We start from the raw sequence: 14,067 nt of genomic DNA, 5'->3' as shown, positions 1-14,067 counted from the left end.
GACCGCCGGATCGGGAGGGCTACTCCTCGAACGTCGCCGTCAGGGCCTCGGCCAGGCCCGGCACCAGTTCGGAGCCGGTGAGGACCTCCGTGGGGGAGTCCTTCTCACGCAGCCGCAGGGCAGACTCGCGGGTGCCGTCGCGCAGCACCGCGACCGTCATCCGGACCTCCTGACGCTCCGGGTGCTCCGCCACCCACTTCGTCAGCGCGGCCCCGCCCAGACCCTTCGGCACCTGTGCCTCGGCCGACGGCGGCAGCATCAGCCGCTCCACGGTCAGGGCGCAGCCGGTCACCGCGTCGGGCCAGGCGATGGTGCCCAGGAACTCGTCGAGCGGCTTGCCCGTTGGAATCTCGTCCTGCTCGATCGGGGTGAGGGCGGTCGTCTCCTGTTCGTCGCCCAGACCGAGCCGGTCGGCGAGCGAGGGCTGTTCGGCCCGCAGCCGGGCGGTGTCGACGAGGGCGAACAGGCGGGCGGGCTGGTCCCAGCCGAGGCCGGAGACGTACTCGTCGATCTCGAGCACGGCCCGGGTGAGCGGGTTGGCCGCCATGGGTGTGTTGGACATGGTCACAATCCTCTCTCGTTCCTGGCCGGAATCGGGAACCGAGTAAAGCGTGAGTAAGTTGCATAGGTGTGGGCCCACGATCACGGGGGGCCACTCACGGTCCGTGAAACCGCGGGCTTGACGAATCAACAGCGAACTTCGAGGTGCCTACCTTGGCTTTCCAGATGCCGGACCGCGGCGGAGGCCCGACGGGGCCACGGATCAGAGTGGGCCGCCCGTCCCGGCGGGTCCGGACCCTGCTCATGACACTGGGCGTCCTGGCCGTCCTCGGCATGGTGTTCACCATGTTCGCGGGCTTCTGGACCGACTGGCTGTGGTATCGCTCGGTCAACTACTCGTCCGTGTTCACGACGACCCTGTGGACCAAGATCGGGCTGTTCTTCGTCTTCGGTCTGCTGATGGCCCTCGCGGTCGGCTTCAACATCTGGCTGGCACACCGGATGCGGCCGCCGCTGAGCGCCATGTCGATGGAGCAGCAGAACCTCGACCGGTACCGGATGGGCATCGCCCCGTACAAGAAGTGGCTGCTGCTCGGCATCACCGCCCTGGTGGGCCTGATCGCCGGCGCCTCGGCGTCGGGCCAGTGGCGGACCTGGCTGATGTGGGTCAACGGCGTGTCCTTCGGGCAGAAGGACCCGCAGTTCAAGCTCGACGTCTCGTTCTACGCCTTCGACCTGCCCTGGTACCGGTTCCTGCTCGGCTTCGGCTTCGCCGCCACGATCCTGGCGCTGATCGCCGCCGCCCTCACCCACTACCTGTACGGCGGGCTCCGCGTCACCAGCCCGGGCGCCCGTGCCACGGCCGCGGCGACCGGACACCTGTCGGTGCTCCTCGGCGTCTTCGTCGCCCTCAAGGCGGTCGCCTACTGGCTCGACCGGTACGGACTGGCGGTGAAGTCCAGCGACTTCAAGGCCACCGACAGTTGGACGGGCCTCAGGTACGTCGACGCGAACGCCTATCTGCCCGCCAAGACGATCCTGTTCTGCATCGCCGTGATCTGCGCGCTGCTGTTCTTCGCCACCCTCTGGCGGCGCACCTGGCAGCTGCCCGTGATCGGCTTCGGCCTGATGGTGCTGTCGGCGATCCTCATCGGCGGCCTGTACCCGGCGATCGTGCAGAAGTTCCAGGTCCAGCCGAACGAGCAGGCCAAGGAAGCGCCCTACGTCGAGAAGAACCTCAAGGCCACGCGTGAGGCCTACGGCATCGACGACTCCCAGGTCACCGAGTACCCGGGCACCAGCCAGACCGAGGACAAGACCCAGCTGCGGGACGACGTCGGCAGCACGGCGAGCATCCGCATCATGGACCCGAACATCGTCTCGCCGACGTTCCAGCAGCTCCAGCAGATCAGGAACTACTACGCGTTCCCGACCAACCTGGACGTGGACCGGTACACCAAGGACGGCAAGGACCAGGACACGGTCATCGGTCTGCGCGAGCTGAACCTCAACGGCATCCCCAAGCGGAACTGGATCAACGACCACTTCCGCTACACGCACGGCTACGGAGTCGTCGCCGCCGAGGGCACCAGCGCCGACGCCGGCGGCCGTCCGGCGTTCACCGAGTCCGACCTGCCCTCCAAGGGCGACCTCGGGTCGTACGAGCAGCGCGTCTACTACGGCGAGCGGACGACGACGTACTCGATCGTCGGCGGTCCCCAGAAGGAGATCGACTACTCCGACGACAGCGGCGAGAAGACGTACAGCTACCAGGGCGACAGCGGGGTCAACCTCGCCAACCCGATGAACCGGGCCGCCTACGCGGTCGCGTTCAGCGAGCCGCAGATCCTGTACTCGGGCGCCATCGGCGAGGGTTCGAGGATCCTGTACAACCGCACGCCCAAGGAGCGCGTCGAGGCGATCGCCCCGTGGCTGACCATCGACGGCGACGCCTACCCGGCGGTCGTGGACGGCCGGATCCAGTGGATCGTCGACGCCTACACGACGACCAACGGCTATCCGTACGCGTCGCGCACCACGCTCGGTGACACCACGGCCGACTCGCTGACCGCCACCAACGACCAGCGCGCGGTGGTGGCCCAGCAGAACCAGGTCAACTACATCCGCAACTCGGTGAAGGCGACCGTCGACGCGTACAGCGGCGAGGTCAAGCTCTACCAGTGGGACACCCAGGACCCCGTCCTGAAGACCTGGATGAAGGCCTTCCCGGACACGGTGGAGCCGAAGACCGAGATCTCCGACGAGCTGCTGTCCCATCTGCGGTATCCGCAGGACCTGTTCAAGGTGCAGCGCGAACTGCTGACCCGCTACCACGTGAAGGACGCCACGACGTTCCTCTCGGGCAGCGAGGTGTGGCAGGTGCCGGACGACCCGACCAACAAGACGGGCGACGCGGTGCCTCCGTACTACCTGAGCATGAAGATGCCCGATCAGCAGGAGCAGACCTTCTCGCTCACGACGACGTTCACTCCGAACGGCCGTGACAACCTCAGTGCCTTCATGGCGGTGAACGCCGATCCGGGCACCGAGGACTACGGCAAGATCAGAGTCCTGAAGCTGCCGACGAGCACCACGGCCGCCGGACCCAAACAGGTCCAGAGCCAGTTCAACTCCGAACAGGACATCGCCGAGTCGATCAGGCTGCTGAGAGGCGGCGACTCCGAGGTCGAGTACGGCAATCTCCTGGCGGTCCCGCTCGACGGAGGACTGCTCTACGTGGAGCCGGTCTACGTACGCGGTGGTGGACTGAAGTACCCGCTGCTGCGGAAGGTGCTGGTCACCTACGGAGGCCAGACCGCGTTCGAGGACACCCTCGACCAGGCCCTCGACAAGGTCTTCGGAGGCGAGGGCACGACCACCGAGCCACCACCGGGCGAGGACGAGGGAACCGGGGAGGACGAGGGCACGCCACCACCGCCGACGTCCGAGAACCCCACGGTCCAGGAGGCGCTGAACGACGCCCAGGAGGCCTTCGAGGCAGGCCAGGAAGCCCTGAAGAAGAACGACTGGGAGGCGTACGGCCAGGCGCAGAAGGACCTGGAGGACGCGCTGCGCAGGGCTGAGGACGCCCAGTCCGCCGAAGGAGGTGGCGGCGCCGGCGGCGGGGACAGCAGTCCCAGTCCCGACGCGAGCCCGAGCAGTTAGCCGACAGGCTGGTCAGAGGCCCGTCCCGCGCCGTGCTACGGTTGCAGCACAACGGCGCGGGGTGGAGCAGCTCGGTAGCTCGCTGGGCTCATAACCCAGAGGTCGCAGGTTCAAATCCTGTCCCCGCTACTGAAGTCGCCCGGTAGGCGACAGCAAAGGCCCGGATTCCTCCAGGAGTCCGGGCCTTTGTGCTGTGCGAACGCATGTGCCTGGGTGGACGACGGCCGTGCCGCCGACGGGAGTTGGCGGATCTGTGTTTGACTTGTCTCTCTGTGGGCATGTCGACAAAACGCTGAAGTGACCTCACTGACTGCGGTATACCAGGTGTACCCAGGTTGCAGGTGGTGCGACGATGGATGTTATGGGGGACAAGGCAACTCTGTTCGGGACAGGGCGTTTTGTGCAGTCCTCCCCTCGGGAGGAACCCCGCGACGAGGCGGGAGAGGCCGCCGACGAGGCGGCCGAGGAGCTGCGCCGGCGGCTCGCGGCCGAGGCCGGCGACGTCGAGGCGATGAGCGTCCTCGGTGCCATGCTGCTGCGCCGCGGTGATCTCGACGGAGCCGAACCCCATCTGCGTGCCGCCACCGCCGAGGGCGACCGCGCCGCCGCCAACAACCTGGGTGTCCTGCTGCACCAGCGGGGCTACGCCGACGAGGCCGCGGGCTGGTGGCGGATCGCCGCCGTCGCCGGCTCCACCGCGGCGGCGCACGCGCTCGGCCGTCACCACCGTGAGCGCGGGGACGAACCCGCCGCCGAGTACTGGCTGCGCCAGTCCGCCGAGCAGGGCCACACCCTCGGCGCGTACGCCCTCGCCGACCTGCTGGAACACCGCGGGGACAGGGCGGGGGCCGAGCGCTGGATGCGGGCCGCCGCCGAACGGGGGCACCGGGAGGGGGCGTACCGGCTGGCCCGCGCGCTGGACCACAGGGCCGCCGGGGAGAGCGACGACGCCGGCGCGGCACTGCTGGAGGAGGCCGAGCAGTGGTACCGGCAGGCCGCCGCGCGCGGTCACCGCCGGGCCGCACTGCACCTCGGGGCGATCCTGGAGAAGCGCGGCGAGCTCAAGGAGGCCGGCCGCTGGTACCTGACCTCCGCCAAGGACGGCGAGGCACGGGCCGCCTGCGCGCTCGGCTTCCTGCTGCGTGACGCCGGCGACACCGAGAACGCCGCCGTGTGGTGGCTGCGGGCCGCGCAGGACGGCGACGGCAACGCCGCCAACGCACTGGGCGCGCTGCACGCCGAGCGGGGTGAGACCCAGACCGCCGAGCGCTGGTACCGGGCCGCCATGGACGCGGGCGACATCAACGGCGCGTACAACCTCGGGCTGCTCTGCGCCGACCGGGGCCGGACCGCCCCGGCCGAGCAGTGGTACCGCCGGGCCGCCTACGCCGGACACCGGGAGGCGGCGAACGCGCTGGCGATCCTGCTGCTCCGGTCCGGGGACCGGACCGGAGCGGAGCCGTGGTTCTCCAAGGCCGCGGAGGCCGGCAGCGTGGACGCCGCCTTCAACCTCGGCATCCTGCACGCGGGCCGGGGCGAGGACGAGGCCGCGCTGCGCTGGTACGAGCGGGCGGCGGCGGCCGGGCACGCGGAGGCGGCGCTCCAGGTCGGCATGGCGCGGCTGCGGGAGGGCGACGAGAGCGAGGCGGAGCGGTTCCTGCGGTGCGCCGCGGGGGGCGGGAGCGCGGAGGCCGCCTACCGGCTGGCGACGGTGCTGGACGCCCGTAGACCGCCGGAGCCTGCCCATGAGCTGGGGGAGCCGGTGAACCGGCGCAGCGAGTGCGAGGAGTGGTACGAGCGGGCGGCCTCGCAGGGGCACCGGCGGGCGCAGGTGCGGGTGGGGATGCTCGCGGCGGCACGGGGTGACGTGGTCGAGGCGGCGCGGTGGTACCGGGAGGCGGCGGAGGCCGGGTCCCGTAACGGTGCCTTCAATCTGGGGCTGCTGCTGGCGCGTGAGGGCAGTGAGCCCGAGGCGGCGGTGTGGTGGACGCGGGCGGCCGATGCGGGGCATGGGCGGGCGGCGTTGCGGCTCGCGCTGGTGTATGCGCGGCGGGGGGAGCTTGCGGAGGGGCAGCGGTGGGCGGAGCGGGCCGCTGCGCTGGGGCCGGTGGCGGTCACGGAGCGGGCGGCGCGGTTGCGGGACGCGTTGCGGGAGGAACTGTCTGCGTGAGTGCTGGGCGGGGGTGGGTTTGCTTGCCCGCCCCAGCGGCACGACTGCCCGCAGCTGGGGCGGCGGCGACCGCCGAGCAGCTGGGGGGGAAACGGATTTGCTTCTGTTGGTTGGGTTGACGTAGTGTTTCATTCATCGACGCGGGGTGGAGCAGCTCGGTAGCTCGCTGGGCTCATAACCCAGAGGTCGCAGGTTCAAATCCTGTCCCCGCTACTGAAGGCCGAGGGCCGGAATCCGAAAGGGTTCCGGCCCTCGGTGTTTGTGTCGCGCGCGGGAAAGAGCCCCGGCACCGATCGGTGCCGGGGCTCTCGCCCATGTATGAGAGGGCCCGCTACGCCGCCGCGCAGTTCGGGCAGACCCCGCGGTACGTCACCTCGACGTCCGAGACCGTGAAGCCGAAGCGCTCCGTGTCGGGGAGGTCGGCCAGCGGATTGCCGGTCGGGTGGACGTCGCGGATCGCGCCGCATCGCGCGCACACCAGGTGGTGGTGCGGGCGGTGGGCGTTGGGGTCGTAGCGCTTGGCCCGCTTGTCCGTGGCGACCTCCAGCACCTCACCGAGCGAGACCAGCTCGCCCAGGGTGTTGTAGACGGTCGCCCGGGAGATCTCGGGCAGCTTGGCGACAGCCCTGGCGTGCACCTCGTCGGCCGTCAGGTGGACGTGTTCGCCGTCGAGGACCTCGGCCACGACACGGCGCTGCGCGGTCATCCGCCATCCACGTCCGCGGAGCCGTTCCAGAAGGTCACTCATGCGCACCAGCCTAGCAGCAGGGGGACGGGAATCCCGAACGGGTGTGACTTTGGAGCCTCACTTGACTTAGACATTGTCCATTGTAGGATCGAGCTCGGTTTTGGCCAAGGCACAGGGTTGGTCAGCAATGAAGCAGGAGGCGCACGTGACGCAGGGACCGCTTACTACGGAGGCCGGTGCTCCGGTTGCCGACAACCAGAACAGCGAGACCGCGGGCGTCGGTGGCCCGGTGCTCGTTCAGGACCAGCTCCTCCTGGAGAAGCTGGCCCACTTCAACCGCGAGCGCATCCCGGAGCGTGTGGTGCACGCCCGCGGTGCCGGTGCCTACGGCACCTTCACGGTGACCGCCGATGTCACGAAGTACACGAGGGCCAAGTTCCTCTCCGAGGTCGGCAAGCAGACGGAGACCTTCCTGCGCTTCTCGACGGTGGCCGGCAACCTGGGCGCCGCGGACGCCGTGCGCGACCCGCGCGGTTTCGCGCTGAAGTTCTACACCGAGGAGGGCAACTACGACCTCGTCGGCAACAACACCCCGGTCTTCTTCATCCGGGACGCCATCAAGTTCCCGGACTTCATCCACACCCAGAAGCGCGACCCCTACACCGGCTCGCAGGAGGCGGACAACGTCTTCGACTTCTGGGGCCTGTCGCCCGAGTCCACGCACCAGGTGACCTGGCTGTTCGGTGACCGCGGCATCCCGGCGTCGTACCGCCACATGGACGGCTTCGGCTCGCACACCTACCAGTGGAACAACGAGGCCGGCGAGGTCTTCTGGGTCAAGTACCACTTTAAGACGGACCAGGGCATCAAGAACCTGACCGCCGAGGAGGCCGAGGTCCTCGCGGGCAAGGACCCCGACTCCCACCAGCGGGACCTGCGCGAGGCCATCGAGCGCGGCGACTTCCCGTCCTGGACCGTCTACGTCCAGGTGATGCCGGCGGCCGAGGCGGCGACGTACCGCTTCAACCCGTTCGACCTGACCAAGGTCTGGCCGCACGCGGACTACCCGCTGATCGAGTTCGGCAAGCTGGAGCTCAACCGCAACCCGGAGAACATCTTCGCCGAGGTCGAGCAGTCCATCTTCAGCCCCGCCCACTTCGTGCCGGGCATCGGTCCCTCCCCGGACAAGATGCTCCAGGGCCGTCTCTTCGCGTACGGCGACGCCCACCGCTACCGCGTCGGCATCAACGCCGACCACCTGCCGGTGAACCGCCCGCACGCCACCGAGGCGCGGACCCACTCCCGTGACGGCTTCCTGTACGACGGCCGCCACAAGGGCGCGAAGAACTACGAGCCGAACAGCTTCGGCGGCCCGTTCCAGACGGACCGTGCGCTGTGGCAGCCCACGGCCGTCACCGGTGTCACCGGTGAGACGGTCACGCCCGTCCACGCCGAGGACAACGACTTCGTCCAGGCGGGCAACCTGTACCGGCTGATGACCGAGGAGGAGAAGGAGCGCCTGGTCAACAACCTGGCGAACGCCATCTCCGGGGTCACGCGCGACGACATCGCCGAGCGCGCGATCAACAACTTCCGTCAGGCGGACGAGGACTTCGGCAAGCGGCTGGAGGCCGCGGTCCAGGCCCTGCGCGGCTGACACCAGCGCTGGACCGCTTGTCGATCGACGGGCCGGACTCCCCTCGGGGGTCCGGCCCGTTCCCGTGCCGTCAGGCCGGAACCTGCTGGGCCCGCTGCCGCTCGGGTGCCCAGCAGCGGATGATGTCGCGGACCGAGACGATGCCGGCGGGCTCGCCCCGGTCGAGAACGATCAGATGGCGGAATCCGCCGTGGGCCATGGCGGCGGCGGCCTCCTCCAGGGTCCAGGCCGGGGCGGCGAAGACGACGTCGGTGGTGGTGTGGGCATGGGCGCGCTCGGTGTCGGGGTCCTGGCCGAGCCCGACGGAGTTGAGGACGTCCCGCTCGGTGAGAATGCCGATGCCGGTGCCGTCGGGATCGAGGACCACGGCCGCGCCCACCCGGCGGGCGGACATCAGGGCTGCGGCCTGTCGGAGGGTGTGGGCGGGGCCGATGGTGAGGACCACGGTGCTCATGGCGTCACGGACGAGCATGGATGGAGCCACCTCCTACCGGAAACCGCGTGGTCAAGGGGCCCGGAGGCCCGCTAGTTCACGGTTTCACAAATTCACAAGTGGGGGGACTCTCAGAGTGGCAGGCAAAGCGGGGGTCAACAAGGGGGCGCGTGCGGCCGATCGGGGGCGCGCACGCTCACCTCGTGCCTCTCAGTAACGCTGGTTGAGATACCCCAGCAACTCGTCGTGCAGCAGTCCGTTCGACGCCGCCGCGTTGCCGCTGTGCGGTCCGGGACGGCCGTCGAGCCCGGTGAAGGAGCCGCCGGCCTCCGTGACCACGATCGCGGTGGCGGCCATGTCCCAGAGCGACAGCTCCGGCTCGGCGCACATGTCGACCGACCCCTCGGCGACCATCATGTACGGCCAGAAGTCGCCGTACGCGCGCGTGCGCCACACCTCGCGGGTCAGGTCGAGGAAGCCGTCCAGCCGCCCCTGCTCCTCCCAGCCGCTGAGCGAGGAGTACGCGAAGGAGGCGTCGGAGAGCTTGGAGACCCGGGAGACACCCAGCCGGGAGGCCGACGACAGGCTGCGGCCGGCGAAGGCGCCGTGCCCCTGCGCCGCCCACCAGCGGCGGCCGAGGGCGGGGGCGGAGACGACCCCGACGACCGGCTGGAAGCCGCCCTCACCCGCCTCCATCAGCGCGATCAGCGTGGCCCACACGGGAACCCCGCGCACATAGTTCTTGGTGCCGTCGATCGGGTCGATCACCCAGCGCCGGGGGCCGGTGCCCTCCACGCCGTACTCCTCACCCAGGACCGCGTCCCTCGGGCGGGCCCGTTTGAGGTGGCCGCGGATGAGCTCCTCCGCGGCCTTGTCCGCCTCGGTCACCGGCGTCATGTCCGGTTTGGTCTCCACCTTCAGGTCGAGAGCCTTGAACCGTTCCGTCGTCGCGGCGTCGGCGGCATCCGCGAGGACGTGGGCGAGACGCAGGTCGTCGAGGTAGTCGGGCATGCAATGAACGGTATCTGCCGAGGTCGCTGCGGGGCTACCGGGGGGAGGGTTCCGCGAACCCTTGACAGTGCCCGACGGCGCGTCAAATCTAACCGCAGGGTCGGCCACTGGCCCCGAGGGAGGCGAAGATGCCTGCAGCGCGGGAATCTCTGCTGGACGCCGCTTACACCGCACTCGCGCGCCGACCGTGGTCCGCGGTCCGGATGGTGGACGTGGCCGCCGCGGCCGGGGTCTCCCGGCAGACGCTGTACAACGAGTTCGGCAGCAAGGACGGCCTCGCCCGCGCCCTCGTCCGCAGGGAGGCCGACGGCTACCTCGCCGGCGTCGAACGCGCGCTCACCGGGCACGGTGACCCCCGCGACCGGCTGACCGCCACCGCCGAGTGGACCACCGTCAGCGCCCGCGAGAACGCGCTGGTCCGCGCCATGCTCACCGGCTTCTGGGGCGAACGCCTGCCCGCCCCGACCCTCTCGGCCGTACCGTCCGGATCCGCCGTGCCCGCGCAGCGTCGCGCCGACGGCCCGCTGCCCTCACCCACCGACTTCGTCGCCCTGGTCCGCGACCGTGCCGTCGCCGCGCTGGCCGGCCCAGGCGTCCCCCGGTCCGACACCACCGACCTGGCCCGGTCCTGCGAGCTCGTGGTCCGCCTCGCCCTGTCCTGCGTCGCCGCGCCACCGGCCGACAACGGTGTCGCCGACCTGGTGCGCGGCGCGCTGCACCGGCAGCCGGTCCCGTAGAGACCGCGAGTGGCTCAGTGCGCGGACCCCGACAGCTGCAACCCGATCACACCGACGATCACCAGCGTGATCGACACGATCTTCAGCGTCGACACCAGGTCCCCGAGGAACACCATCCCGTAGACCGCCGTCCCCGCCGCGCCGATGCCCGTCCACACCGCGTACGCGGGTCCCACGTCCAGCTTCTTCAGCGACAGGGTCAGCAGACCGAAGCTGCCCAGCGCGAACGCGCAGAACGCGACGGTCGGCCACAGCCGTGTGAAGCCGTGCGACAGCTTCAGGCACACGGCGAAGCCCGTCTCGAGCAACCCGGCCACAACGACCAGCAGCCACGCCATGTGTCGTCCTCCCGCATTCGCCACGTCCAGTGACCGCTTCGCCAGGTTCGGCAGGTTCGGATCCGGCTCGGTGCGATTATGCACTTACCGTCCGGACACCACGACAAACAACGCGAAGGTCAGTCGCCCTCCGTGCGCTCCCGCGTCGCGAGCAGCCGCCGCAGCGAGTACAGCCGCGCCGGGTCCGCGTGCCCCTCGGCCACCCAGGCGTCCAGCGCGCAGTCCGGCTCGTCGTGACTGCACGCGCGCGGACAGCCCTCCGTGCCCGCCTCCAGCTCGGGGAAGGCGTGGATGACCCGGGACGGATCGACATGGGCGAGCCCGAAGGACCGCACTCCCGGGGTGTCGATCACCCAGCCGTCCGCGCCGAGCAGCGGCAGCGCCAGCGCGGACGTCGTGGTGTGCCGCCCCCGCCCGGTCACCGCGTTGACGAGTCCGGTCGTACGCCGCCGTTCCTCCGGCACCAGCGCGTTGACCAGTGTCGTCTTGCCGACGCCGGAGTGCCCCACGAACGCCGTGATCCGGCCGTCCAACTGCTCCCGCACCCGGTCCGCGGCCTCGCCGCTCTCCAACTCCGCGCGGCTGGTGACGACGTACGGGATGTCGAGGTCGCCGTACAGCTCCAGCAGCTTGTCGGGCGGCGCGAGGTCCGACTTGGTCAGCACCAGCAGCGGCTCGAGCCCGCCGTCGAACGCCGCGACCAGGCAGCGGTCGATCAGCCGCGGCCGCGGCTCGGGATCGGCGAGGGCGGTGACCACGGCGAGCTGGTCGGCGTTGGCGACGACGACCCGCTCGTAGGGGTCGTCGTCGTCCGCGGTACGGCGCAGCACCGACGCGCGCTCCCCGATCCGCACGATCCGCGCGAGGGTGTCCTTCTTCCCGGACAGGTCGCCCACGATCGCCACCCGGTCACCGACCACCGCCGCCTTGCGGCCCAGCTCGCGGGCCTTCATCGCCATCACGACACGGTCCTCGACGAGGCAGGTCAGCCGGCCCCGGTCCACGGTGAGGACCATGCCCTCGGCGGCGTCCTCGTGCTTGGGCCGGGTGTGGGTGCGCGGCCGGTTGCCCCTGCGGTTGGGGCGGGAGCGGATGTCGTCCTCGTCGGTGTGCTTGCCGTAGCGGCGCATGGTGAACCCCTACGCCCCGAGCATCCCGGTCCACAGCTCGGGGAAGTCCGGCAGCGTCTTCGCCGTGGTCGCCACGTTCTCGATCCGCACCCCCTCGACCGCGAGGCCGATGATCGCGCCGGCGGTGGCCATGCGGTGGTCCTCGTAGGTGTGGAAGACCCCGCCGTGCAGCCGGCGCGGGCGGATGTGGAGCCCGTCGGCGGTCTCGGTGACGTCGCCGCCGAGTTCGTTGATCTCCTTGGTCAGCGCGGCCAGGCGGTCCGTCTCGTGCAGCCGCAGATGGGCCACGCCCCGCAGGGTGGACGGGGAGTCCGCGAGCGCCGCTACGGCCGCGATGCCGGGCGTCAGCTCGCCGACCTCGCCGAGGTCCACGTCGATGCCGTGGATCGAGCCGGAGCCGGTGAACACGAGCCCGGACTCGGTCAGCTCGCAGGAACCGCCCATCCCGGTGAAGATCTCCCGCAGCCGGTCACCGGGCTGGGTGGTACGGGCCGGCCAGTCCGGGATCATGACCTTGCCGCCGGTGACCAGCGCCGCCGCCAGGAACGGCTGGGCGTTGGACAGATCCGGTTCGACGGTGAGGTCCCGGCCCAGCAGCGCGCCCGGGGTGACCCGCCAGACGTTGGGCTCTCCGCCCGACTCGGGGGTGTCCACCTGGGCACCCACCGCGCGGAGCATGTCGACGGTCATCCGGATGTGCGGCAGGGACGGCAGCGTCGCGCCGGTGTGGCGGACCTCGACGCCCTGGTTGAAGCGCGGCGCGGACAGCAGCAGGGCGCTGACGAACTGGGAGGACGAGGAGGCGTCGACCTCCACCGTGCCGCCGTCCAGCGCGCCGCCGCCGTGCACCGTCATCGGCAGCGCGCCGCGGTCCTCGTCGTCGATCCGGGCGCCCAGGTGACGCAGCGCGTCGATGACGCCGTTCAGGGGACGCTCGTACGACCGGGGGTCGCCGTCGAAGCGGACGGGGCCGTCGGCGAGCGTGGCGACCGGGGGCAGGAACCGCATCACCGTGCCGGCGTTGCCGACATCGACGGTGGCCGGGCCGCGCAGGCCCGTGGGCAGCACCCGCCAGGCCTCGCCGGTGCCGTCGGGACCCACGCCCTCCTCGATCTCCACGCCCATCGCGCGCAGCGCGCCCGCCATCAGCAGGGTGTCGCGGGAGCGCAGGGGGCGGCGCAGCCAGCCCGGCTCGGAGGCGAGGGCGGCGAGGACGAGCGCGCGGTTGGTGACCGACTTGGACCCGGGCACGTGGACCGTCGCGTCGACGGCTCCGCTCGCGTGCGGGGCGGGCCAGAGGGCGGTGTCTGCGGGGGTTCGGGCCATGGGGCCCACTCTATAAGGAGGGGGGCGTGCGGGCCGTTGTCCAGTGCGGCTGCGTGGGGGCTGGTCGCGTAGTTCCCCGCGCCCCTTGGGTTGGCTGCTCGCAGCCCCATGCCCAGTCGACGTTGGCCGCTCGCAGCCCCATGCCTCAGCCGAGGTTGGCTGCTCGCGCCCAATCCCACAGACCCTACAACTCCAGGAGCCACCTGCCGCCGCCCAGCAGGGAGCACAGGGACACCGCGTGGAAGAGGAAGAGCCACAGGCCCGCCGGGACGTGCGTCAGGCGGGACAGTTGGTCCGCGTCCGAGTCGGGGGCGCCGCCGTGGGAGCGCTTGGCCTGGAGTTCGAACGCCGGGCGCACTCCGCCGAGGAGCAGGAACCACACCACGGCGTACGCGAACGCCGCCTGCACCTGGGGGCCGGCCAGCCAGGACACCACGACGAAGGTGCCGCCGGTGACGACCACGGTCAGCGCGCCGTACGCGTTGCGGATCATCACCAGCATCGCCATCAGCAGCCCCGTGGCCAGCCACAGCAGCAGCGTGATGCGCCCGGCGCCGAGCAGCGCGGCGCCGCCCAGGCCCAGCAGCGGGGGAGCGGTGTAGCCGGCGGCGGCCGTGAGGATCATGCCCAGGCCGTGCGGCTTGCCCCGGCTGACGGTCAGGCCGCTGGTGTCCGAATGCAGGCGTATCCCTGTCAGCGTGCGGCCGGTGAGCAGCGCCACGAGTCCGTGCCCGCCCTCGTGGGCGATCGTGACGGCGTTCCGGGACAGCCGCCAGGGCCCCTGCGGTACGACGACGGCGGCCGCGGCGACCAGTGTGGCGACGACCACCCACACATCCGGGTCGGGCTGCGTGCCGGAGACCTCGTCCCAGAGGGAGGCGAGTGAGGCGGAGGCGGTGCTGACCATGCTT

12 protein-coding genes and 2 tRNA genes are annotated in these 14,067 nt (G+C 70.8%); 6 read left to right on the top strand and 8 right to left on the bottom strand.

Annotation, left to right across the window (positions count from 1 at the left end; translation table 11 throughout):
* Positions 1 to 19: 19 nt before the first annotated feature.
* The gene (locus tag ACZ470_RS17630; RefSeq protein WP_468428103.1) at positions 20 to 562 is read right to left on the bottom strand and encodes a PPA1309 family protein; all 543 of its coding nucleotides are present in this window, start codon (positions 560 to 562) and stop codon (positions 20 to 22) included.
* Positions 563 to 726: 164 nt separating this feature from the next.
* On the opposite strand from ACZ470_RS17630, the gene ACZ470_RS17625 reads away from it, so the two are divergent.
* From ACZ470_RS17625 to ACZ470_RS17610, 4 genes are all read left to right on the top strand, one after another.
* Positions 727 to 3,666, top strand: coding sequence for a UPF0182 family membrane protein (locus tag ACZ470_RS17625; protein ID WP_468428156.1), 2,940 nt, complete (start codon positions 727 to 729; stop codon positions 3,664 to 3,666).
* 55 nt (positions 3,667 to 3,721) lie between these two features.
* A tRNA-Met gene (locus ACZ470_RS17620) sits at positions 3,722 to 3,795 on the top strand.
* A 223-nt stretch (positions 3,796 to 4,018) separates the two neighbouring features.
* Positions 4,019 to 5,836, top strand: a complete 1,818-nt coding sequence (locus ACZ470_RS17615; protein WP_468428101.1) for a tetratricopeptide repeat protein — start codon at positions 4,019 to 4,021, stop codon at positions 5,834 to 5,836.
* Positions 5,837 to 5,975: 139 nt separating this feature from the next.
* Positions 5,976 to 6,049: transfer RNA gene (locus tag ACZ470_RS17610), tRNA-Met, on the top strand.
* A 118-nt stretch (positions 6,050 to 6,167) separates the two neighbouring features.
* Here ACZ470_RS17610 and ACZ470_RS17605 read toward each other — a convergent pair.
* Positions 6,168 to 6,584, bottom strand: coding sequence for a Fur family transcriptional regulator (locus ACZ470_RS17605; protein ID WP_351995150.1), 417 nt, complete (start codon positions 6,582 to 6,584; stop codon positions 6,168 to 6,170).
* Positions 6,585 to 6,729: 145 nt separating this feature from the next.
* On the opposite strand from ACZ470_RS17605, the gene ACZ470_RS17600 reads away from it, so the two are divergent.
* A complete protein-coding gene (locus ACZ470_RS17600) occupies positions 6,730 to 8,181 on the top strand; it encodes a catalase (protein WP_468428099.1) in 1,452 nt (483 codons plus the stop codon).
* Between the two features lie 70 nt (positions 8,182 to 8,251).
* Here ACZ470_RS17600 and ACZ470_RS17595 read toward each other — a convergent pair whose 3' ends face one another.
* A complete protein-coding gene (locus ACZ470_RS17595; RefSeq protein WP_468428098.1) occupies positions 8,252 to 8,653 on the bottom strand; it encodes a CBS domain-containing protein in 402 nt (133 codons plus the stop codon).
* A 171-nt stretch (positions 8,654 to 8,824) separates the two neighbouring features.
* Positions 8,825 to 9,625 carry a histidinol-phosphatase gene (hisN, locus tag ACZ470_RS17590; RefSeq protein WP_468428096.1) on the bottom strand — a complete coding sequence of 267 codons (801 nt, stop codon included), beginning with the start codon at positions 9,623 to 9,625 and terminating at the stop codon, positions 8,825 to 8,827.
* Between the two features lie 128 nt (positions 9,626 to 9,753).
* Here hisN and ACZ470_RS17585 point away from each other — a divergent pair, with 128 nt between their 5' ends.
* The gene (locus tag ACZ470_RS17585; protein WP_468428095.1) at positions 9,754 to 10,362 is read left to right on the top strand and encodes a TetR/AcrR family transcriptional regulator; all 609 of its coding nucleotides are present in this window, start codon (positions 9,754 to 9,756) and stop codon (positions 10,360 to 10,362) included.
* 14 nt (positions 10,363 to 10,376) lie between these two features.
* On the opposite strand, the gene ACZ470_RS17580 is transcribed toward ACZ470_RS17585, so the two are convergent.
* The 4 genes from ACZ470_RS17580 to ACZ470_RS17565 all read right to left on the bottom strand — a co-directional run bounded on the left by ACZ470_RS17580 (position 10,377) and on the right by ACZ470_RS17565 (position 14,063).
* Positions 10,377 to 10,700, bottom strand: coding sequence for a DMT family transporter (locus ACZ470_RS17580; protein ID WP_468428093.1), 324 nt, complete (start codon positions 10,698 to 10,700; stop codon positions 10,377 to 10,379).
* A gap of 119 nt (positions 10,701 to 10,819) precedes the next feature.
* A complete protein-coding gene (rsgA, locus tag ACZ470_RS17575) occupies positions 10,820 to 11,830 on the bottom strand; it encodes a ribosome small subunit-dependent GTPase A (RefSeq protein WP_468428091.1) in 1,011 nt (336 codons plus the stop codon).
* A gap of 9 nt (positions 11,831 to 11,839) precedes the next feature.
* Positions 11,840 to 13,156: a 3-phosphoshikimate 1-carboxyvinyltransferase gene (gene aroA / locus ACZ470_RS17570; protein WP_468428089.1), complete on the bottom strand. Its 1,317-nt coding sequence runs from the start codon at positions 13,154 to 13,156 to the stop codon at positions 11,840 to 11,842.
* Positions 13,157 to 13,340: 184 nt separating this feature from the next.
* Positions 13,341 to 14,063, bottom strand: a complete 723-nt coding sequence (locus ACZ470_RS17565) for a M50 family metallopeptidase (protein WP_468428154.1) — start codon at positions 14,061 to 14,063, stop codon at positions 13,341 to 13,343.
* Positions 14,064 to 14,067: the final 4 nt, after the last annotated feature.

This window comes from Streptomyces sp. NPDC031111 (assembly GCF_055570675.1).
This window is presented reverse-complemented; position numbering and strand designations above follow the sequence as displayed.

Excerpts from the sequence above, each read along its gene's own strand:
- rsgA (WP_468428091.1), bottom strand. The coding sequence starts at position 11,830 with ATGCGCCGCTACGGCAAGCACACCGACGAGGACGACATCCGCTCCCGC.
- ACZ470_RS17625 (WP_468428156.1), top strand. The coding sequence starts at position 727 with ATGCCGGACCGCGGCGGAGGCCCGACGGGGCCACGGATCAGAGTGGGC.
- ACZ470_RS17605 (WP_351995150.1), bottom strand. The coding sequence starts at position 6,584 with ATGAGTGACCTTCTGGAACGGCTCCGCGGACGTGGATGGCGGATGACC.
- ACZ470_RS17585 (WP_468428095.1), top strand. The coding sequence starts at position 9,754 with ATGCCTGCAGCGCGGGAATCTCTGCTGGACGCCGCTTACACCGCACTC.
- ACZ470_RS17615 (WP_468428101.1), top strand. The coding sequence starts at position 4,019 with ATGGATGTTATGGGGGACAAGGCAACTCTGTTCGGGACAGGGCGTTTT.
- ACZ470_RS17565 (WP_468428154.1), bottom strand. The coding sequence starts at position 14,063 with ATGGTCAGCACCGCCTCCGCCTCACTCGCCTCCCTCTGGGACGAGGTC.
- ACZ470_RS17595 (WP_468428098.1), bottom strand. The coding sequence starts at position 8,653 with ATGCTCGTCCGTGACGCCATGAGCACCGTGGTCCTCACCATCGGCCCC.
- aroA (WP_468428089.1), bottom strand. The coding sequence starts at position 13,156 with ATGGCCCGAACCCCCGCAGACACCGCCCTCTGGCCCGCCCCGCACGCG.
- ACZ470_RS17580 (WP_468428093.1), bottom strand. The coding sequence starts at position 10,700 with ATGGCGTGGCTGCTGGTCGTTGTGGCCGGGTTGCTCGAGACGGGCTTC.
- ACZ470_RS17630 (WP_468428103.1), bottom strand. The coding sequence starts at position 562 with ATGTCCAACACACCCATGGCGGCCAACCCGCTCACCCGGGCCGTGCTC.
- hisN (WP_468428096.1), bottom strand. The coding sequence starts at position 9,625 with ATGCCCGACTACCTCGACGACCTGCGTCTCGCCCACGTCCTCGCGGAT.